General features: G+C 64.1%; 22 protein-coding genes and 1 tRNA gene. 7 read left to right on the forward strand and 16 right to left on the reverse strand.

The annotated features are described in order from the left end of the window. Entirely contained in the window at positions 1-1083 is a 1083-nt protein-coding gene (locus tag RAM60_RS10305) for an SDR family oxidoreductase (RefSeq protein WP_369027346.1), read from the forward strand. Here the strand turns inward: RAM60_RS10305 and RAM60_RS10310 are convergent. The 7 genes from RAM60_RS10310 to RAM60_RS10340 all read right to left on the reverse strand — a co-directional run bounded on the left by RAM60_RS10310 (position 1080) and on the right by RAM60_RS10340 (position 7490). Then, entirely contained in the window at positions 1080-1802 is a 723-nt protein-coding gene (locus RAM60_RS10310; RefSeq protein WP_369026840.1) for a glycosyltransferase, read from the reverse strand. The two genes, RAM60_RS10305 and RAM60_RS10310, sit on opposite strands and share 4 nt — an antisense overlap. After that, positions 1799-2374: a TIGR04282 family arsenosugar biosynthesis glycosyltransferase gene (locus RAM60_RS10315; RefSeq protein WP_369026839.1), complete on the reverse strand. Its 576-nt coding sequence runs from the start codon at positions 2372-2374 to the stop codon at positions 1799-1801. The genes RAM60_RS10310 and RAM60_RS10315 overlap by 4 nt, the downstream gene beginning before the upstream one ends. Positions 2375-2380: 6 nt before the next feature. Next, complete coding sequence (locus tag RAM60_RS10320; RefSeq protein ID WP_369026838.1) at positions 2381-2758, reverse strand: hypothetical protein; 378 nt, start codon at positions 2756-2758, stop codon at positions 2381-2383. 73 nt (positions 2759-2831) lie between these two features. Further along, positions 2832-4169 carry an HlyD family type I secretion periplasmic adaptor subunit gene (locus tag RAM60_RS10325; RefSeq protein ID WP_369026837.1) on the reverse strand — a complete coding sequence of 446 codons (1338 nt, stop codon included), beginning with the start codon at positions 4167-4169 and terminating at the stop codon, positions 2832-2834. After that, positions 4169-5926, reverse strand: a complete 1758-nt coding sequence (locus tag RAM60_RS10330) for a type I secretion system permease/ATPase (RefSeq protein WP_369026836.1) — start codon at positions 5924-5926, stop codon at positions 4169-4171. Before RAM60_RS10330 ends, RAM60_RS10325 begins: the two co-directional genes overlap by 1 nt. Further along, entirely contained in the window at positions 5926-7314 is a 1389-nt protein-coding gene (locus tag RAM60_RS10335; RefSeq protein WP_369026835.1) for a TolC family protein, read from the reverse strand. Before RAM60_RS10335 ends, RAM60_RS10330 begins: the two co-directional genes overlap by 1 nt. A gap of 100 nt (positions 7315-7414) precedes the next feature. After that, positions 7415-7490, reverse strand: a tRNA-Lys gene (locus RAM60_RS10340). 124 nt (positions 7491-7614) lie between these two features. Here RAM60_RS10340 and RAM60_RS10345 point away from each other — a divergent pair. Then, positions 7615-8178: an LbetaH domain-containing protein gene (locus RAM60_RS10345; protein WP_369026834.1), complete on the forward strand. Its 564-nt coding sequence runs from the start codon at positions 7615-7617 to the stop codon at positions 8176-8178. Here RAM60_RS10345 and folK read toward each other — a convergent pair. Then, positions 8144-8629 (reverse strand): 2-amino-4-hydroxy-6-hydroxymethyldihydropteridine diphosphokinase, encoded by a 486-nt coding sequence (folK, locus tag RAM60_RS10350; RefSeq protein WP_369026833.1) that lies wholly within the window; start codon positions 8627-8629, stop codon positions 8144-8146. The genes RAM60_RS10345 and folK overlap by 35 nt on opposite strands. Positions 8630-8684: 55 nt before the next feature. Between folK and RAM60_RS10355 the strand changes: the two genes are divergently transcribed. Beyond that, complete coding sequence (locus RAM60_RS10355) at positions 8685-10100, forward strand: M20/M25/M40 family metallo-hydrolase (protein ID WP_369026832.1); 1416 nt, start codon at positions 8685-8687, stop codon at positions 10098-10100. Here RAM60_RS10355 and RAM60_RS10360 read toward each other — a convergent pair. From RAM60_RS10360 to RAM60_RS10375, 4 genes are all read right to left on the reverse strand, one after another. Further along, positions 10097-10519, reverse strand: a complete 423-nt coding sequence (locus tag RAM60_RS10360) for a hypothetical protein (protein WP_369026831.1) — start codon at positions 10517-10519, stop codon at positions 10097-10099. The genes RAM60_RS10355 and RAM60_RS10360 overlap by 4 nt on opposite strands. A 4-nt stretch (positions 10520-10523) precedes the next feature. Further along, positions 10524-11387, reverse strand: a complete 864-nt coding sequence (aguB, locus tag RAM60_RS10365; RefSeq protein WP_369026830.1) for an N-carbamoylputrescine amidase — start codon at positions 11385-11387, stop codon at positions 10524-10526. Between the two features lie 10 nt (positions 11388-11397). After that, the gene (locus tag RAM60_RS10370) at positions 11398-12156 is read right to left on the reverse strand and encodes an SIMPL domain-containing protein (RefSeq protein ID WP_369026829.1); all 759 of its coding nucleotides are present in this window, start codon (positions 12154-12156) and stop codon (positions 11398-11400) included. Positions 12157-12224: 68 nt separating this feature from the next. Then, positions 12225-13058, reverse strand: coding sequence for a class I SAM-dependent methyltransferase (locus tag RAM60_RS10375; protein ID WP_369026828.1), 834 nt, complete (start codon positions 13056-13058; stop codon positions 12225-12227). Between the two features lie 106 nt (positions 13059-13164). Between RAM60_RS10375 and msrA the strand changes: the two genes are divergently transcribed. The 3 genes from msrA to RAM60_RS10390 all read left to right on the forward strand — a co-directional run bounded on the left by msrA (position 13165) and on the right by RAM60_RS10390 (position 15479). Further along, complete coding sequence (gene msrA / locus RAM60_RS10380; protein ID WP_369027345.1) at positions 13165-13701, forward strand: peptide-methionine (S)-S-oxide reductase MsrA; 537 nt, start codon at positions 13165-13167, stop codon at positions 13699-13701. Positions 13702-13747: 46 nt separating this feature from the next. Continuing rightward, on the forward strand, positions 13748-14578 hold the full coding sequence (locus tag RAM60_RS10385; protein ID WP_369026827.1) for a hypothetical protein: 831 nt from the start codon (positions 13748-13750) through the stop codon (positions 14576-14578). Between the two features lie 76 nt (positions 14579-14654). Next, positions 14655-15479, forward strand: coding sequence for a hypothetical protein (locus tag RAM60_RS10390; protein ID WP_369026826.1), 825 nt, complete (start codon positions 14655-14657; stop codon positions 15477-15479). Between the two features lie 12 nt (positions 15480-15491). Here the strand turns inward: RAM60_RS10390 and RAM60_RS10395 are convergent, their stop codons facing one another. Together RAM60_RS10395 and RAM60_RS10400 are read right to left on the reverse strand one after the other, a co-directional pair. Next, a complete protein-coding gene (locus RAM60_RS10395) occupies positions 15492-16229 on the reverse strand; it encodes a hypothetical protein (RefSeq protein ID WP_369026825.1) in 738 nt (245 codons plus the stop codon). Between the two features lie 64 nt (positions 16230-16293). Further along, positions 16294-17526 (reverse strand): RsmB/NOP family class I SAM-dependent RNA methyltransferase, encoded by a 1233-nt coding sequence (locus tag RAM60_RS10400; protein ID WP_369026824.1) that lies wholly within the window; start codon positions 17524-17526, stop codon positions 16294-16296. On the opposite strand from RAM60_RS10400, the gene RAM60_RS10405 reads away from it, so the two are divergent. Further along, a complete protein-coding gene (locus RAM60_RS10405) occupies positions 17526-17741 on the forward strand; it encodes a DUF1674 domain-containing protein (protein WP_510639702.1) in 216 nt (71 codons plus the stop codon). The two genes, RAM60_RS10400 and RAM60_RS10405, sit on opposite strands and share 1 nt — an antisense overlap. A 117-nt stretch (positions 17742-17858) precedes the next feature. Here RAM60_RS10405 and RAM60_RS10410 read toward each other — a convergent pair whose 3' ends face one another. Together RAM60_RS10410 and hemH are read right to left on the reverse strand one after the other, a co-directional pair. Then, positions 17859-19250, reverse strand: coding sequence for a cytochrome P450 (locus tag RAM60_RS10410; protein WP_369026823.1), 1392 nt, complete (start codon positions 19248-19250; stop codon positions 17859-17861). 39 nt (positions 19251-19289) lie between these two features. After that, complete coding sequence (gene hemH / locus RAM60_RS10415) at positions 19290-20318, reverse strand: ferrochelatase (protein ID WP_369026822.1); 1029 nt, start codon at positions 20316-20318, stop codon at positions 19290-19292. Positions 20319-20320: the final 2 nt, after the last annotated feature.

Below are 20320 nucleotides of genomic sequence, written 5' to 3' on the forward strand. Positions count from 1 at the left end.
TTGCCCCGTAACCCGAAATCCCTAGGAAACGAAACGGGACTTCAACACCAAGAGGGTTTCGTCATTTCGAGGATACTGGTTACTGGTGCCGCGGGCCTGCTCGGCGGTGAGGTGTGCGCGCGGCTCGTCGCCCGTGGTCACAGCGTCACGGCGATGGTCCATCGTACGCCGGATATCCTCGCGAATGACGGGACCAAGGTTGCGGTTGGCGAGATCGTGGCGGGCGACGTGTCGCTGCCGCGTATGGGCTGGAGCGAGGAGGAATTTGCCCGCATAGCTGGCGGACACGATCTCCTCATCCACTGCGCTGCGAGTGTGCGCTTCGATCTCGAGGAGGCGGACTATGCCGCGGTGAATGTCGGCGGCACGGCCAATGCCATCGCCCTCGCCGAGGCAGGGGGTATGCGTTTCCTGCATGTCTCCACCGCCTATGTGTGCGGCGATCGAAACGGCCCGATCAGCGAAGACGATCACCTGCCCGAGAGCGGCTTTGCGAACGGCTATGAGGCGAGCAAGGCCGCGGGCGAGCGGCTTGTGCACAGCAGTGACCTGCACTGGGCCGTTGCTCGGCCCTCGATTGTAGTCGGAGAACACGCGAGCGGCGCGATCAGGCAGTTCGACACTACCTATGCCGCGTTCAAGCTGATTGCCGAAGGTCGGGTGCGCCACATGGCCGCAACTCCTGGGGCGACTCTCGATTTCGTGCCGATCGACCATGTCGCGGGCGGCATCGTGGCCATCGCCGAAAACATGGTCGAAGCGTCCGGTCGGACATTCCACCTCGTTGCGGGCCGAACACTGCCGATCGAGCGCTTCATTCACGCCATCGGCGCCTATCCGCAGTTCCACGAACCGGCGCTGGTCGAACCGGAGAGGTTCGATCCGGCGAGCCTGCCCGCGCTCGAACGCCGCCTCTACAAGCGGGTTGCTGGCCTTTACGCCGCCTACTTCCAGCGCGACCCCCAATTTGACGACAGTGCCTTTCGCGCCCTTACCGGAAGTGCATGCCCTCCGACCGGCGAACCCTACATCCGGCGCTTGATCGACCATTGCATTGCAGTCGGCTTCCTCTCCGCCGGCTAGCGGATATCGGGATAGTTCTCCGCCATCCGGTGGCGCAGGCCGATAGCCCACAGGATGCCGACCTTGAAATAGATCCAGTTGGCCTTGAGCGGACCCCATGCGGCGATCCTGCGGTCGGAAGTAATCACCCAGCGCGGCACCATGCGGGTTTTCCCGAGGCGCGCAAATTTCACGCACAGGTCCGCTTCCTCCATCACCGCATCACCCGGTGTGCAGCCTCCGATGGCGAGGAAATCCGCGCGGCGGAAGAACATGGCATGATCGCCGAACAGCAGCCTGACCCCTCGCACGAACAGGTGCGGACGAGTGATAAGCGGCGCGTACCAAGTCTTGATCCAGTTGTGTGCCGTTGTCCCCCACCGGGTCTTGTCCGGTCCCCGAATGAGCGGGGTGAAACTTGCCAGCGCAATCCGCTTGTCGGCCAGTGTCGCTTCGATCACGCAGACCATGTCGAAAGGTGGCAGGCTGTCGGCGTGAACGACGCACACCAGCTCTCCCTGCGCCTCGGCCACGCCGTGGTTGATCTGCAGCGCCCGGCCCTTTTCGCACTCGATCACCCTCCAGCCCGCCGCCTGGGCCAGCTCGGTCGTCGCATCGGTGCTGCCGCCATCGACCAACACGATTTCGTAAGGGCGCGGATCAAGCTTGGCCAGGTGCGCGGCTAGCACCGGGAGGGCCTTTGCCTCGTCGAGCGCCGGGATGACCAGGCTGACGCTCACTGGAGTTCCGGCCAGCTGGCGAGGTCTTCCGGCGTATCTATGTCAGCGAGTTCGGGAAGGATGGCAGGGCCGATGCCGCGCACAGCAAGGCGCGAGAGGGTTTCGGCGAAGACCGAAGGCGTGCTCCATGCCATGTTCTCGAACAGGAACGGCACCGGTTCCCTGTGGCCGATGAGGTAATATCCACCGTCGGTCGCCGGGCCCAGCACCACCGAACGCTCGACGAGGGCATCGGCTGCGGCGCGCAGGATCGGTGCTGAAATTCCCGGGCAATCGCTGCCGATGATGATTGCCGGAGTCGGGACCCGGTCAAGCCTCTCGCCAAGATCGCCCTCGCCCTGTTCTACAAGGTCGAAATCATCGCCGAAGATCTGCCTGAAATCCGCAATCTCGCCGCCGGTCACCCGCAGTTCGACCGGAAGGCCCGACGCACGAGCCTCCGCAAGCGTGTGGTCGAGTAAGCGCCGGTAGAGTTCTGCTGCGCCTGTTTCGCCCAATGCCGGGATCAGCCTTGTTTTCACCAATCCCGGCTGCGGCAGGCGCGCGAAGATGACGAGCCTCACCGCTTCCATGGGTCGTCAGGTGCTCTTGTCGGTCTTGCTTTGCGCGACCTGTGCCAGCGAGCCTCCGAAGTGGCGGAACGCAGTCTCGTTGAGCGTGGCATCGGAAATGTCGAGCGTAAGAGTGGCGACCTCCTGGCCATCGGCGTCGAGCAGCCGTCCATGCGCCTGTCGGTCCGAGACGATAGCGATGGCGATCCCCATCGCGTCACTGCCGCCAGCACTACGGAATTCCTGGCGGACGACGGAGCAGATCGTATCGTGATCGAGCCCGGCAAGCGATGCACCATCCACAATACAACGATCGGGCGTCTCGTTCACGGCAATCCCTTCTCCTGGAGTGGTGGTGCAGCTGGCGAGCATCAGCGCCATCGCAATCGTCACACCCTGGCTCATCGCATCACCTTTCGCAGCAGGTTTTCCATCGGGCGGGAGCTTCGTGCAAGCCCCTTGAACCGTAGCTGACCGCCTATTCGCGCAAGGCCGTGTCGCGGAAACGCAGCAGCGGGGTGAGGATGTACTGAAGCACGGTGCGCTTGTCGCCCAGGAGGCTGACGTCAGCGACCATGCCCGGGCCGATCGCAAGGTCACCCTTGTCCGATGGCAGCGCCTCGGCCTCGGTCCGTACGCGAACGAGGTAATAGACCTCGCCCCGCTTCTCGTCGACGATCGAGTCCGGGGAGATCGTCACGACCTTGCCTTCGAGCTTGCCGTAGACGGCCTGGTCGAAGGCGGTGATGCCGATGCGTGCCTGTTGTCCGATACGGACCGTGCCGATGTCCTGCGGGCGGATCCTGACTTCGACGAGCAGCGTGTCGTCCGAAGGAGCGATCTCCACCAGCGGCTGGCCGGTCGAGACCGCACTGCCGCGCGTGTTGACCAGCACCCGGTTGACCGTGCCGGCGACCGGCGAGCGCAATGTGGTCCGTGCGAGCCGCTCCTGCAGCGCCGGAATTGCCGCCGACCGTGATCCCAGCTCTGCCTGTGCGAGGGCGAGTTCGTTCGCCGCCTGCGCACGCCAGTCGCGCGCAACGCGGTCGAGATTGGCGCCAGCCTCTGTGACCTGGGCCTGAGCCCGGCCCACGGCCGCGCGCGCACCGGCCAGTTCGGCCTCTGCGCTCGCCGCCTGGCTTTCGGCCCGAACCAGCGACAGGCGCGGCTCGATCCCCTGCTCGACAAGGGGTCGCAAGAGATCGGCCTCCGAACGCGCGGCCGACGAGCGGCTGGCCACGGCATCGACCTGTCGCTCGGCCTCGGTGACCATCTGCCGCGAACGCGCCAGCTGCGCGCGCGAACTGGTGAGGGCGCTCTGGAGGTCGGCCTGGCGCGATGAATAGAGCGCCTGTTCAACCCGTAACTGCCGAGCGGCTTCTTCGTCCGCCGGAGCCGGAAAGCGTGGCGCACGGCCCGCAATTTCGGCCTCCAGCCTGGCGACTTTCATTTCCAGTGCACCTGCCGTCGCGGACGTGCTGCCAAGCGAGGAACCCGTTTCCGTGGGATCGAGACGAAGCAGCGGATCGTCCGCCTTCACGGCCTGCCCCGTCGTGACGAGGATTTCCTCCACCACGCCCCCTTCGAGACTGGAGATGACCTGCAATTCGCTGCTCGAAATGACACGCCCCATACCGCGCACGGTGCGGTCGACCTCGGCAAGCGATGCCCAGGCGAGGAAGATCACAAAGAAGCCGACGATGCCCCAGAACAGCCAGCGCGACGCGGTGCGCGGCTCGATCGCATTGACCATGCCCTCGAGGCGCCCCTCCGCATCGCCTTCGTGTTCGGCGAAAAGCTCCTCACGCTCGCTCACTAGCCTTTGACCTTCTGCGATATGACCGGTGTGCCGCGCGATGCTCGGGCCAGTTTCGACAGGACCTCGTCGCGCGGACCGTCAGCCATGATTTTTCCGTCATCGACAACCACGAGGCGATCGACGAGAGTAAGCAAGGGCTGGCGATGCGTAACGACGATTAGCGTGCGCTTCGCAAATTCGTCCTTCAGCCGCGCGATCAGGTCGGCTTCGGTTTGTGCATCCATGGCGCTGGTCGGTTCGTCCATGACGACGACCGGTGGCTTGCCAGCGAGGGCGCGGGCAATGGCGATCGATTGGCGCTGTCCGCCCGACAACCCCTCTCCCCGATCGACGAGGCGCAAATCGTACCCTCGCGGTATGCGACTGGCGAATGCGTCCGTACCCGACAGGCGCGCGACGCGGAGCATTTCCTCGTCATCGACCGCATTGCGACCGAGAACGATATTCTCGCGAATGGTGCCGGAAAACAGCGCCGGTTCCTGCAGCACCGAAGCTACCGAGTTTCGTAGCGATGCCGGGGCGAGCTGGGCAATATCGATCCCGTCGAACAGCACCATGCCTTCCTCCGGTGGGTAGAGGCCGAGGATCATGCGCGCGAGCGTGGACTTGCCCGAACCCACCCGACCGATCAGGCCGATCTTCTCACGGGGCGCGATCTTAAGGCTCACACCGTCGAGCGCCTTGTTCGCAGCGCCAGGGTACTGGAAAGCGACATTGCGTAACTCGATTTCGCCTCGCGGCTTATCGAGTTCGATAGCATCGGCACCGGGACCCTCGGGGGGGCGCTCCATCAAAGCCCGTACCTGACGATAGGCTGTGCGGGTGGCCGTGATGCGTGACACCAGTTGCGAGATTTGCGCCAGCGGCGCAATCGCCCTCCCCGCAAGGATCGAGCAGGCGATAAGCCCACCCATGGTGAGGCGATTGTCCGCGAGCGAGAAAACGCCGACAATGACGACGCCGGCATACGAAATCGTGCCTGCCGAGGTTGCGAAGGTCGTACCGATTGCCGCAATGAGGCGCTGCTTGAGCGAGACCGCCGCATGGCCTTCAACCGCCTTGCGCCAACGTTCTTCAAAAAGCTGACGCGCCCCTGCGGTCTTCACCGCCTCGATACTGCCGATAGTTTCAACGAGGACCGACTGCTTGTGCAGGCCTTCGTCCATGGCCTTGGCCGAAAGCCGCTGAAGCGCAGGGTGCGCTCCCCAGCCGACAAGGATGACAAGAGGGACTATCAGAGCCGGAACCAGCACGACCCAGCCCCCGATAATCGCGATGACGACCAGGGTGATTATGATGAACGGCACATCGACCACCGCGGCCAGGGTCGCCGAAGCGAAGAAGTCGCGCATGGTTTCCAGTTCGCGCATCAGGCCAGTCAATTGGCCGGTCGAACCCTTGCGCAATTCGAGCCGCATCTCGATCAGGCGCCCGAACACGGTCTCGCCGATTTCCCGGTCGATGTTCATGCCCGCATGATCGACGAAGTAGGCGCGCAGCAATTTCAGCGCGAAGTCGAAGACGATGATGATGCCGAGACCGATCGACAAGGCCGCCAGCGATCCGAAGGCGTTGTTCGGCACCACGCGGTCGTACACGGTCATCGTGAACAGCGACGACACCAGTGCGAAAATATTGATCAGCGTCGCGGCGATGACGACCTTGGAATAGGTCCGCCAATTGGCGCGGATCGGCTCGACCAGCCAGTCGGCCAGCCGCTTGCCCGGCACTTCGACGAGCGGTTCGGCGCTCATTACTCGGCATTCCCCCCTTCGCGCTCGAACAGGTCGAGCAGCCTGCCGGTCCTTGCCAGCAGGAGATAACGAGCCGCATCGAGCTCGGTCAGGCCCTCGATATAGGCGACCGCCGCGCCAAGATAGGCGCTTTGTGCTTCCGATACGTCGAACAGCGACCCGCGCAGCGCGGCGAACCGACGGAACACGACGTCCCGGGTTTGCCGGGCGGAACGATAGGAAGCCTCGAGTGCCACGAGCTGCTTCTCCAGAGCATCGACGTCGGCCCAGACGACCGCGGCATCGCGCTCGCTCTCCTGCTTCACCCGATCGGCAGTCGCTGTCGCGGCATCCGCCCGCGCCTGCGCCTGGTCGATGCGGGCACGCCCGCCTCCGCCGAAGAGGCGGTAACGCAGGTTGAGACTCGCACGGATGTCGTAATCTTCGCGATCCTCGAATACGCCATAGCGACCCGCGTCAATACGCGCAGCGACGCGCGGCGCCTGGCTCGCGCGCGAGTTGTTGACGTCGATCCTTGCGGCCTGCGCCAGCGCCTCGGCGCTCTGGACCTCTGGCGCGTCAGCCGCGGCAGCGACCACGAAATCGCGACTGAACCGCCCGGCCTCGAGCAAGGGCGCACGCCGCAGGAGCGGCGGCGGCTCCATCCCGGTCAGCTCCCGAAAGCGCGCCTCGGCACTGGCGAGACGGCGCTGGAACTGGGCAAGCCGGATCTCGCCGTCGGCACGCAGCGAAGCGACACGGGCCTTTTCGCTGGGTGCCGAAGCCCCCTGTGCAATCCGGTTGTCGACGGCCTTCTCGATATCGTCCTGTGCCGCGACGAAACCTTCCGCGAGGCGGGTCAGCGACTGGTAGGCGAAGACGGAATACCACGTGGTGACAACCTGCGTTACGATCTGTGTGGCGGCAGCATCCCGATCGTGGCCAGCGGCCTTCAGGCGCGCTTCGGCCGCTGCAATCGCGGCATTGATCGCGCCGAAATCGAACACCGTGTACTCGACTTCGGCAAGGGCATCGGTGCGCTTGCTCGGTCGCGAGCGTTCGAGGAGGTTGAAGGGATCGTTGCTGAAATCACGTGCAATCGTGCGAAAGGAATTCACCGAAAGGTCGACCCGCGGTTCGTATCCCGACTTGGCTTCCGCCACCTGTGCCTCGGCAAGGTCGATGCGCGCCTCGGCTTCGCGCCGCACGGCGTTTTCCTGGAGTGCCGCGGCTACGATCCTGCGAAATTCGTCAACGTCCGCGGCACCTTGCGCAAGGTTGAGGATCGGATCGCTCGCAAAGTCGATCGTCAGCGGGCTGCCTTCTGGCTCGGGCAGGTCTGTCGCCTCCTGCGAAGCGGGCAGTACGCTTTCCTGGGCCTGTGCGACAGCAGGGCTGCAAGCGCACAAATACGCTGCAACTACAAAGCAATAAGGCGATTGCTGGATGCGAACCCTGGAAACCACCACAACCCTCTAGCAGTCCGGGCAAGATTCGACAGATAATTCGTGGTGAGCCCTGCTGGGTTCGAACCAGCGACCTACTGATTAAAAGTCAGTTGCTCTACCGACTGAGCTAAGGGCCCGACCACGCGAGCGCCACTAGGCAGATGGCAGGGGATGGTCAAGCGGTCTGACCTTGTTGTTAACCCGCTGGGCCTATAGATTCCGGGTATGAAAACAACAAATGTCGCGCAATTCTGGAAACCCTTGGACGCAAGGGAATCCGCCAGTCGCACGGGTGGGCCTTCCTTCACCCTCGGCAACCGGCTCATGCGCGTCTTCTGGCGGACGAGCTGGCTGGTGCTGGCACGTTGGACACCTCCCCCACTGCATGCGTGGCGCGCCTTCGTTCTGCGCTCGTTCGGAGCGGTGGTCGGAGAAAGCTGCCGCGTCCATGCCAGCGTCAACATATGGCTGCCGGCCAACCTCACACTCAAGGACAATGTCCTGATTGGCCCCGGCGCGATCATCTATAACCAAGGTTACATCACGATCGGCAACGACACGGTCGTGTCGCAGCGTGCGCATCTTTGCGCCAGCACGCACGACGTGAACGATCCCGAGTTCCAGTTGATCCTGCGCCCTGTCGACCTCGGCAATCGTTGCTGGGTGGCTGCAGAGGCATTCGTCGGCCCGGGAGTGGCAATGAGCGACGGTTCGGTGCTCGCGGCACGCGGAGCGCTGTTCGAAGATACCGACCCCTGGACGATCTATCGCGGCAACCCTGCAGCGCCCTTCAAACGCCGCGAAAGGCGAGCTGGCGGAGCGTAAGACCCGTCACCGGGTCCTTCCATCCCGGCGCTACCTCCGCTGCGGGCCGTATTACGAATGGCCTTGTCCGGAAGTGCGGATGCGGGATGGCAAGTTCGGGTGATACCCAGATCCCCCCGCTCCACAGGACGAGGTCGAGGTCGAGCGGTCTGGCACGCCAAGGAAGCCCGCGATGCCGCCTGCCGAAGGCCGCTTCTATTTCCTTGAAAAGGTGGAGGACCTCAGGCGGATCAAGCTGCGTGAGCACGATTGCCGCCGCATTGGCATAGCTGCGCGAGGCAGGACCAACCGGACGGGTCTCGATCACCCGCGATACTGCCACAACATCCATTCCCAGCTCGGCCAGCGCGTCAACTGCGCGGATGATGACGGCACGCGGATTGCCGATGCCCGGCACCCGCATGTTGGAGCCGATCCCGATGAGGTAACAATGCTCGCTTGCCTCGACCATTCCCTCGCCCTAGCGTCCGCGCACCCACAGGGGAACAGGGAGAGAGTGGATGCGGATGAAGGCGATACTGCTGGCGGGTGCGCTGGCCATGGCAGGACAGGCATCGGCTCAGGACACCGCTCCGAGGAAGCTTACCGAACACCAGCAGCGCGTCCACGACATATATCGCGACATCATCGCTTTCCGCACCTCGCGCGGCAATGGCCAGGTCGACGACATGGTCGCCTACCTCTCCAAGCAGTTCCTCGATGCAGGCTTCTCCAAGGATGACATCATGGTCACCGACTATGATGCCAATGGCGACCCGACGCAGGGGTTGATCGTTCGATACAGTGCCAAGGGCAAGGCGAAAGCCAAGCCGATCGTGATGCTGGCGCACATGGACGTGGTCGATGCACGCCCCGAAGACTGGGTGCGCAACCCGTTCGAACTGACCGAGGCGGACGGCTATTTCTACGGCCGGGGCACGACCGACAACAAGTATGGCGTCGCCAATCTCAGCGGGACATTCATCCGGCTCAAGAAGGAAGGGTGGACGCCCAAGCGCGACCTCTACCTCGTCTTCTCGGGCGACGAGGAAAGCGGGATGATCTCGACCCGTGCGCAGGCGAAGTGGGTGGCGGAGAACGTCGATCCCGAATTCATCCTCAACTCCGATGCGGGCGGGATCGGATTGTCGGACGACTTCGCGCCGCTCGCGCAACTGGTGCAGGCCGGGGAGAAGACCTTCGTCTCGTTCCATCTCGTCGCGACCAACAAGGGCGGTCACTCTTCGCGTCCGCGCAAGGACAATGCGCTCTACGACATGTCGCGCGCCCTGCTGGCGATCGAGAACTACAGCTTCCCGGTTCGCGCGACGGAACTGACCCGCAGCTATCTCGGATCGCTCGGCCAGCGGATTCCCGGCGAGGCCGGAGCGGCCTTGCAGGCCTTCGCCAAGGACCCGACCGACGCAAAGGCCATCGCCGCCCTGCGCGCCAGCCCCGAATTCGTGGGCACGCTTGGCACCACCTGTGTCGCCACGATGATCGATGGCGGACACGCCGAGAACGCGCTGCCGCAGAAGGTCACGGCGACGGTCAATTGCCGTGTCTTCCCCGGTGAAGGCGTGGCGGCAACCAAGGCGACGCTGGAAAAGGTTGTCGCCAATCCCGACATCAAGTTCGAGACCATGGGCGACCCGGTCGAGGGCCCGGACAGCAAGTTGCCTGACGACGTTCGCAAGGCGATCGAGGTCTCGCTGACGAAGCGCTACGGCAAGGCGATACCCATCGTCCCCTACATGGAATCGGGCGGGACCGACGGGATGCATTACCGGCGCCTGGGCTACGACACGGTGGCGATCAGCGCTGCTGCCAGCAGGCCGCAGGACATGTATGCCCATGGGCTGGACGAGCGGCTCCTGGTCAAGTCGTTCTATGACGGGCTCGACCACTGGTACTGGATCCTGAAGGAACTGGCCGGGCGCTAATCCGCGGGAAAGACCTCGTTCTGCGCTTGGCGGGCCGAAAATTCGCCCAACGTCAGTTCACGCTTGCGGCGGAAGAAACCGCGTGTCGTAACCGTGAAGGGTACGATGATGTTGCTTGCGTAGTTGGGCGCACGCAGGTGGACTTCGACCTCGCTGCCACCGGATTCATGGCAGGCGATGGCCGCACCGCGGATGAGACCTTCCTCGCCTCTCTGGCGCAGGACATCGAACATGCGGATAACCGCGTCGCCCTCGACTGTGCCGGTCTCGAGCATGGCGATAGCCTGTATCGTGCCGTCAGTGCGCAGTTCGAAGATCAGCGGGAAGAAGTGGCCGTCCTTCTCGAGGCGGGCGACGGCCGCTTCCAGTGCGGCAGAAAAGAGCCGGTCGAGTTCACCTTGGCCGATCCCCCCGCCCACAGGCTCAGATATCCTCGCTGATCCGACCGTAAAGCTGCGGGCGCCGGTCGCGGAAGAATCCCATGCCCGCGCGGTGCTTCTTCGCCCGGTCGAGATCGAGCGTCGCAGCCAGCACGCCGGTTTCAGCCGCGCCGAATTCTTCCACCAGATCGCCCCATTCGTCCGAGATGAAGCTGTGCCCGTAAAAGCTCTGCGCGCGGTCGACGGGACCTTCGTGCCCGATGCGGTTGGCTGCGGCCACCGGCATGCAGTTCGACACCGCATGGCCGATCATCGCCCGGCGCCACATGCGGCTGGTGTCGAGATCGGCGTCATAGGGTTCCGACCCGATGGCAGTGGGATAAAGAAGCACTTCCGCGCCCTTCAATGCCATGACGCGCGCGCATTCGGGATACCACTGGTCCCAGCAGATGCCGACGCCGATGCGCGCTCCGAACACGTTCCACACCTTGAACTCGTCATTTCCCGGGCGGAAATAGTACTTTTCCTCGTAGCCCGGGCCATCGGGGATATGGCTCTTGCGATAGGTGCCCATGATCTCGCCATCGGGGCCGATCATGGCGAGCGTGTTGTAATAGTGGTGCCCGTCGCGCTCGAAGAAGCTGGTCGGGATGGCGACGCCATGCTTGCGCGCAAGTTCGCGCATCGCCGCGACGCTCGGGTCCTCGACGGTCGGATGGGCACGGGCGAACAGTGCCTCGTCCTCTTCGCGGCAGAAATAGTCGCCGGCGAAAAGTTCGGGCGGCAGGATGACCTGCGCGCCCTTGCCCGCAGCCTCTTCGACCAGCGCGGAGACGGCAGCGATATTGTCCGCCGCATCGGGCCGGGCGAGCGGAAGCTGGAGGACGGCAAGGGTCAGTTCTCTCATGCCGCCCGCACTATTTCTCCCGGAGGGCGAAGTCCACCTGGATATGGACACTGCTCCGCGTCGTGCCGATCATCATGCCGGGATTGGCGGTGCGCATGACCGGCGGCGGAGGAGCAACGGGCGGCGGCGGTGCGGCCTGCTCGACCTGGATCGCCATCGCATCCGCTCCGCGCAGCCAGGTATCACCCTGCTGCCCTCCGGCATCGCGGATGTAGAGCACGCGGCTCACCTCCATCCCTGCCGCCTCGGCATAGGCCTCGGCCCGCTTGCGCGCGGCCTTGTAGGCATCGGCATAGGCCAGATTGGCGGTCGCCTCCGGATCGGTCATCGACAGGTTGGGACCGGAAACGATATTGGCCCCAGCCTCGGTCACCGCGGTGACGGCATCGCCAACCCTTGCGGGATCGCGCATCGTCACCGAGACGATATTGTTTGCCTGGAACTGGCCCTTGCGGTCGCCCCAGTCGATCCGCTGGACGCTGACGGCGCGGGTCTGGATGTCCTTTTCCGCAATCCCGAGCTTCTGCAGCGCCGCGACGATCTCCGCGATCTTCTCGCCGTTCGCCTTGCTCGCGTCCCGTGCAGAGCGCGCCCAGGTCTGGATGCCCGCGTCGAACTGCGCGCGGTCGGGTGTGCTTTCCGCCTGCCCGCTGGCACTGACCGAGAGGAGCGTCTCCCCATGGTCCACGCCGCGGGTCTCGTCGGCCCGGTCGGAGCAGGCGGCCAGCACCAGCGGCAGCGCGGCGATCAGGCAAGTCTTGCGAATCATGTGACATTCTCCCAAAATGAGATAATGTCACATGAGTTGCGGTCCTGACCTGAACGCCGCCTGACGGTTCAGCGCTTGCGGAAGAGCAGCGTCATCCGGTCGCTTTCGCCGAGGTTCTTGAGTTCCTCTTTCTTGCTGCCCCAGACGGGCGGCATTTCCCACACGCCACGTTCGTGATTGGCGGGGTCGGCGGGATTGGCATTGATGTCACTCATCCCGACCAGTTCGAAACCGTGCGCCTCGACCAGTCCGATGACATCCTTCTGCCGCAGGTAGCCCTTGCTGCCGTCGGTATAGTCGCCGCTGGCGTCATCCTTGGCGCGATGCTGGACGATGCCGAGCATGCCGTCGCTCTTGAGCAGCGAGCGGGTGCGGGTGAGTTCCTGGTGCATCACTCCATTGCGCAGCAGATTGTGCATTTCGCGGAAGATCAGCACGCGATCGACCGTGCCCTTCATGTCGTCGGTGATCTCGTTCGAATTGATCACCGAAATCGGGGCGCCGGTAAGGTTCCAGCCGGGCCATGCTTCCTTGAAGCGCGGGGTCAGCTTGGCAGCGTAATCGACCCAGCCCGCGTTGTTCGCTGTCGAGCCATCAGGATTTAGGCCGATGTAATGCCCCGAAGTGCCGAGGTAGGGGACGAGGACCCGCGTGTACCAGCCGCTCGCGGGCATGTAGTCGACCACTGTCATGCCAGGTTCGACCTGGAAGAACGACAGCGTTTCCGCAGGATGGCGATACTGGTCGCGCGCCTTGTCGTCCTTGCGCGCGTCCGATGCCAGGGCCATCATCAGCGCGTGGTGCGACGGGCTGTGGGCGGCATGTTCCGCCGTCATGTGGTGGTCGGCAGCAGCAGGTGCTGCGAGGGCCATGGCAGCGGCAGCCGCCAGCAAGTAACGCATCAGGTCTCTCCTTCGTACTCCCCCGCGCGCCTACTGCCTGTGCAGTGGACGGATGACAAGTCGAAGTCCGCTTCCTATCTGGCGCGCGAAGGAGATTTTCATGGCTATGGAACAGGCGATCGTCGCGGGCGGATGCTTCTGGTGCACCGAAGCGGTGATGAAGGACGTGATCGGCGTGACCGAGGTCGAGAGCGGCTACATCGGCGGCAACGCGGCGCACCCGACCTACAAGGAGGTCTGCAGCGGCGTGACCGGCCACGCCGAGGCCGTGCGCGTGACCTATGATGCCGACCAGCTGTCCTATGCCGACCTGCTCGACGTGTTCATGGGCACGCACGATCCCAGCCAGCTCAACCGCCAGGGCAATGACGTCGGCACCCAGTATCGCAGCGCGATCTTCCCGCTCGACGACGATCAGCGCGCCGAGGCCGAGGCGGCCATCGCCCGCTGGGATGCCGAGCACGCCGGCCAGAAGGCGGTGACAACCATCGAGGGTCCGGCCGAATGGTATCCGGCGGAAGACTACCACCAGGAATACTGGGAAGGCGAAGGGCAGCGCAATCCGTACTGCCTCGCGGTCATTCCGCCCAAGCTGATGAAGCTACGCAAGAGCTTCCAGAAGTACCTCAAGACCGAGGCCTGAAGCGTAGCGGATTGTCGGACGGGCGAAGCTCTGCAATCCTGCGCGAATGCAGGGTTCGAAGACCAGCGCCTATACGCATGACCATGTCGTTCGCGCTGACGGCAGCGTCGCCTTCGCCTGTTCGCAGGACGGCAAGCGCTGGCCGTGGTCGTTGCTCCATCCGCACCACCCGGGCGCGATCCAGGCGCTGAGCTACTGGGTCAGCGTCGAAAGCGCGATGGCGCTGGGCAAATGGGATCCGGACAAATGGTCCGCGCTGACCTGGACGCGCTGGGAATGCGGTGACCCCGATGTCGGCCGGATTGCCCACGGCACTTACGAGCGCAGCACCATCGAGGGGAAGGAGAGCTTCTCGATCTACCTCTACGATGCTGACGACAGGCTCATCTGCCGACTGGACGGGCGCGGCGTGGTATTCCGCACCCGAGATTTCGAGAAGTGGCGCCAGCCGGACAAGGAAGCAGCGCCCAAGGCCTTGTCGGACACTTTCGCCTTTGCCGATGATCGCCTGCTCGGCATCGCTCCCGGCGAACGGCCTTTCCTCGCACCGCTGAATGGCGACACCTGCATTGCGCTGATCGACCGGGCCAACGGAATGCCGCCGGGCCACCCCTGGCTCGACGGATCGGGTGACCACGTGAACTCCGCCCACCTTGCCGAAGCGGCACGCCAGTTTGCCAGCCTGGTGAATGAAGGACAGGCGCTCCGTGTCGTGTGGGCGGAAATGGCCTTCCGCCATTACGTCGAATTGGGCAGCCCTTTCGAGATCTCGAGGATCGATGGACCTGATCCTGGCGAAATTGCCATGCAGGTCACGCAGGCAGGGCACGATTGCACTTCCATCCGGTATCGGGTCGAAACCGCCGAACCGGCATGATTCCCTTCGCGCCCGACCTATGGTAGGTCCCGCAAAACGATAGTCAGTGGTCGCGGCAAATGGGGAGGGGAATCTCATGCCGTATCGCTACGGACATTATTTCGTCGGCTTCGTGCTGGCCATCACCCTGGCGGGGTTCTGGGCCAGCTATTTCGCCATGGCCGAACCCATGCCGGCGGCGTTCCACATTCACGCCGTCACGGCACTGGCCTGGCTTGCCTTCCTCGTCGTCCAGAGCGTCGCCATTCACCGGAAGCACAATGCCTTGCATCGGTCCCTGGGACAGGCGAGCTTTCTTCTGTTCCCGTTGCTGATGGTCGGGTTCGTGGCGATCATCAACTTGTCGGCGGCGCGATATGTCGCGGCCGAGAGCGACTTCATCATGGTCGCAGGACCATCCTTCGGCATCGGCATGGTCATCGCACTCGCAGCGTATCTCACCCTTTTCTACAACGCTCTCAAGCACCGCAGGAAAATCAAGCTCCATGCGGGATACCTGCTGGCAACCCCGCTCATCCTGTTCGAATCTCCCTTCAGCCGGGTCATCGACCGGTTCATTCCCTGGCTCAACGTGATCGGTAGCGAAGGGCCACGCGCTGTCATGGACACTATCCTCATCAGCGATGTCCTGGTCGCCGCCTTTGCCTTCTCACTCTATCTTCGCGACCGCGCCAATGGGGCGCCTTGGATGGTGACGATCTTCTTCGTCCTGCTCCAGGCGGTCATCATGTGGTTCGCACCTGACATGCCGTTCCTGGGCCCATTGTTCGAAGCTTATGGCCGGATACCGGGCAGCGTGACGATGGCAGCAGGTGCCTTGGCCGGCATCGCCGTCACCTACTTTGGCTGGGTCGCGGGTTCGCATCCGAAGTCCAATCCTGCGGTGGCAGATGCCGGCTAGGCAGACGGGGGACTAGGCTCCCAGCAGGAGCGGGTCGAAGATGGCCGGAGCGACCGAGCGCCACCACTCGCCATAGGCGATGAAGGGGCTCGCCACATGCAATGGCACCAGAGCGGTGGCGGTCCACCATGTGGCCGGGTGGACCTTGCCGATCACACGCCGGTCATGCAGGGCGAGGACGATCAGCAAGGCGTCGAATCCGTATGTTATCAGGTCGGGCCAGGGCGCCACGAAGGGCAACTGCAGGGTCCAGCGGCTGAAAGCGGGAGAGAGAAGCGAAAGCGCCGCGCCGAAAATGAAGCGGCGGTGCCATTCGCGATGCCGCGTCACCGTGGCGATCGCCGCCACCATGAGTAGCGAGAAGAGCGCGATGTCGATAAGGTTGAAGAACGCAAAATCGTAGGGCGTCGCGTTCCCCTGCTTCATCCGTCCCGCAATTGCTCCGGCAGCGGTAAATATACCCATCGGCAGCATCATCGCGGAGATTGCGATACCAGCCATTCCGATCTCGCGATGACGCGCGACCTTGCCGGTGGCGACTAGGTGGGACTGCCACGCAAAAAGCGCGGCCCAAGCAAAGAAGATCGCGCCGTGAACATGGACCAGCGGGGTGAACTGCTTGGCACCGGTCGTCACGGGAATGAAATAGGTCATCGGGAAACTGGCCAGGATCAGGACCAGGATCACCAGGCTCCAGTTGGCATAGAAGCGGTCGCGCACGCTCCCCGCAGTTTCGCCGTCACCCCGCATGCCTCATCCCCCCGAATGAACGCGACTTGTGCTGCTTCTACATGGCGGTCGCCCCTTCCGCCAGTCAGCAGTTCCAGCGCGCGATGAAGAACCCGTCGAGACCGCCCGCCTCGGCCAGCATTCCGGGATCGGTGCGCAGCCAGCCGTCGGATGTGGCGGCAAGTTCCTCCGGTAACTCGTCTGCCGAGATCGGCTGGGGTGCGAGAGCTATGCGAACCGCTTGCTCCTCCCCTTCTTCGCGCTCAAGCGAGCAGGTGGCATAGATCAGCGTTCCGGTTGGCTTGAGCCAAGCCTGTGCCCGTTCGAGCAGTGCGGCCTGAAGCTCTGCCATCTCAGCGATCTGCCGCGAGCCAATGCGGTGGAGGACATCAGGGTGCCGGCGCGCGGTGCCGGTAGCGGTGCATGGCGCGTCGAGCAGGATCGCATCGAACTTGTGCTTCGGCTCCCACGCGAGCGCGTCGGCGCGGACGATCCCCGCCTTGAGGCCGGTGCGCTTGAGGTTCTCGCGCAGCAGTTCGAGGCGGCGTTTGGAGATATCGAGGCTGGTGACATTCCAGCCCTGCGCCGCGAGTTGCAGCGACTTGCCGCCGGGTGCGGCGCACAGGTCGAGAACATGGCGGCCCTTGCCCACGCCCAGCAGGCGCGCGGGCAAGGACGCAGCGAGGTCCTGCACCCACCAGGCGCCCTCCTTGAAACCAGGCAACTTCTCGACGTTCACTCCGCGGGGCAGGCGGACATGGCCGGGCATCAGGCTGTCGCCGGAGAGCTGGTTGGTCCAGTGCGCCGTCTCCGACCAGTCGCGCAATGTCAGGTCGAGCGGTGGCGGTTCGGCCAGCCCAGCCGCGATTGCGGAAGCCCGCTCGCCCCAGCGGGCGGCAACGTCGGCAGGCAGCGTCGGCACATCGGGCAGGCGCGCCTCCTGCTTGACGAGCGTGGAGAAAACCCCGTGAGCGAGGCGCCGAGGCCCTCCGGCGAGCAGGTCGAGCCCTGTGGCGATGACCGCATGGGGCGGCGTCTCCAGTCGCAGCCATTGCGCCAGCATCATCCGCAGGACCATTCGCGGCTTGGCATCATCGGGCAGGTTGTTCTTTGTCGCGCTGTCGATCAGGGCGTCGAGATCGGTCAGCCAGCGCAGGACTTCACCGGCAATGGCCCGGGCGAGCGCCTTGTCCTCGAACCGGCGGACGTCCTTGGTCGCGGCGGCAAAGGCGATGTCCATCGTTTCGCCCCGGCGCAATACGGCATCGAGCAGGCGAAGCGCGGCGCGGCGCGCGTGAATTCCGGTGGGGTCGGCCATTGGCTGGCCCCCTACCCGCCCTTGAAACCAAGCGCCAGTGGGCGCATTTCAACATCATGACCGATCGCGCCACCAAACGTCCCGCCGGCTTCGCCAAGCCCAAGCACTGGACCAACGATCCCCCGCCCGCACCCAGGCAGGCAAAGGTGGACGAGGAACTGAGCCCGACGCGCTACGGCGACTGGGTCAAGGACGGGATTGCAGTCGACTTTTGAAATATGCGCGATCCGGGCCGGCGGAGGCCCGGCAAGGGCGACCGCCCGCCCTCAGGTGCCCGTAGCGAAGCGAAGGAATAGCGCCGAGGACGCACCCGCGGAGGCGGGAGCGGAAAGCTAAAGCTTCTTGAGCACGATCTTGAGGCCATCCTTCGGCTTCGGGATCGGCCAGGCCTGCCAGTCGGGGTCGCCATTCTCCAGCGCAATCTCGTAGCGCGGCAGGAGCTGGGCCATGAGGATCTTCACTTGCATGTAGGCGAAGTGGAGGCCGAGGCACATGTGCGCGCCACCGCCAAAGGGGACCCAGGCATATTTGTGTCGCGCCTTCACCTTGTCGGGGGTGAAGCGCATCGGGTCGAACTTTTCCGGCTCGTCCCAGATCTCCGGATCGTGGTGTGTGTGGTAGATGTTGATCCCCACATGCGCGCCCGCCGGGATGCGATAACCGCCGAATTCGAAGCTCTTGAGGGCACGGCGCGGCATCGAGGGCACCGGCGGCACGAAGCGTAGCGCTTCCTTGAATGCCATTTCGGTCAGTTCGAGCTTGCCGAGGTCCTCGTACGCGAGGTCGCGTGGGCGGCCGTTGGCGTCGAGACCGCCGGTGACCGCGAGCACTTCCTGCCGCAGCTTTTCCTGCCACTCCGGGTTCTTGGCGAGCAGCCAGACCAGAGTGGTGGCTGAAGACGTGATAGTGTCATGCGCCGCCATCATCAGGAAGTTCATGTGGTCGACCACCTCGTCGACCGCCATCAGGCTGCCGTCCTCATGCGTGGCGGTGGCGAACTGGCTGAACATGTCCTGCCCGCCGCCTTCCTTGCGCCGACGGATGGTCTCGGCGGTGAAGAAGTCGACGAGGAATTTGCGCCCGTCGACGCCCTTCTTCATCTGGGTGAAGGGCAGCGGCACGCGTACCGGCGCGACCGAGGCCTGGACCATGTCGATGAAGGCTTGGTTGATCTTGTCCGCCTCGGGACCCCACTCGATCCCGATGAAGCTGTCCGCCGCAAGGTCGAGCGTGAGCTCCTTGATCGCGGGATAGAACTTCATCGGGCCTGCGCCCCATGCCTCGACCTGGCGGGCGATCCCACGATTGAGGGCGCCCGAATAGTGGCGCATCGGTTCGGGTTTGAAGGCGATCGACAGCGCGCGGCGATCGGCGCGGTGATGGTCGAAGTCCATCAGCATCAGCCCGCGCGGGAAGAGCTTGTCGAGGATCGGGCCCCAGCCCTGCTCCGAGGAGAAGATCTTGTCGCGGTCGAACAGCACCAGCTCGTTCGCTTCGGGTCCGATCAGCGCAATGTTCCAGCCGCCAAAGGCCTTGTTTTTGTAGACCCGGCCATACTGTTCGACATTGCGTCGTGCCATGCCATGCGGGTCGGCCAGCATCTTGAATGTATTGCCGACAATCGGCCAACCGCCCTCGCCAGGGATATGAGCCAGCTCGTCCGGCGTGGGGTTACCCTCGGTCCAGTGAGTGGGAGCGGTATCGGGTGCGGCTAGGGTGGCCATCAAGTCTCTCCAGGCAACTTACCCGAGTGTAAGTAATCGCTAATCGTTAATCCAGCCCGACAATTCGCGACGCAGCAGTTTTTCCAGCATCTCCAGTCCTGCTGCGGAGGTGTTGAGGCAGGACAAGGCGGCAAAATTGTCCCCGCCCTCCTCGATGAACTGGTCGCGGCCCTGCATGGCGAGCTCCTCCAGCGTCTCGAGGCAGTCCGCCGAAAAGCCCGGAGCGGCGATGACCATGCGCTTCGTACCAGCCTTGGCCTCGTCCGCAATTACCGCGTCCGTCGCCGGTTCGAGCCACTTGGCGCGGCCGAAACGCGACTGGAAGGTGGTACGGAACCGCAGCCCCGGGCGCGCCATGACCGCTTCGAGCAGACGCGCGGTCTTGCGGCAGTGGCAGTGGTAGGGATCGCCGAGTTCAAGCGTCCGTTGAGGCATGCCGTGAAAGCTCAGCAGCATCACCTCTGGCTGGAAATCGAGTCCGTCGAGCTGGCGATTGAGATCGCTCGAAAGCGCTTCGATGTAGGCGGGATCGTCGTGATAGGGCGGAAGCGTGCGCATGGCGGGTTGCCAACGCATTGTCCGCAGTTTTTCCGCTGCCTTGTCCACAACCGTCGCCGTCGTCGCGCCGCTGTACTGGGGGTAGAGCGGGGCCAGCAAGATGCGCTCGCATCCGGCCTTCATCAGCGTCTCGATGCGATCGCCGATCGATGGCGTTCCGTAACGCATGGCCCAGTCGACCGTGACCCCCGAACCGAGCGCGGCCTGCATCGCCTCGGCCTGTTTGCGCGTTATTACGGCGAGCGGCGACCCCTCGTCGGTCCAGACCTGCGCGTAGGCATGCGCGCTCTTCTTGGGCCGGGTGTTGAGGATGATCCCGCGCAGGATCGGCTGCCATGCAATCGGCGGAATCTCCACAACGCGACGATCGGAGAGAAATTCGGCGAGATAGCGGCGCACCGGCCCCGGTTCGGGCGCATCCGGCGTGCCGAGATTGACGATCAATACGCCGACCTTCCCCGACTGGACCTGCGGATGGTCGACGGGAAGCAGTTGCGGGCGCCAGGTCAATT

The sequence above is a fragment of the Qipengyuania sp. RANM35 genome, assembly GCF_041021145.2.
In the GTDB taxonomy this organism is placed as follows: Bacteria; Pseudomonadota; Alphaproteobacteria; order Sphingomonadales; family Sphingomonadaceae; genus Qipengyuania; species Qipengyuania soli.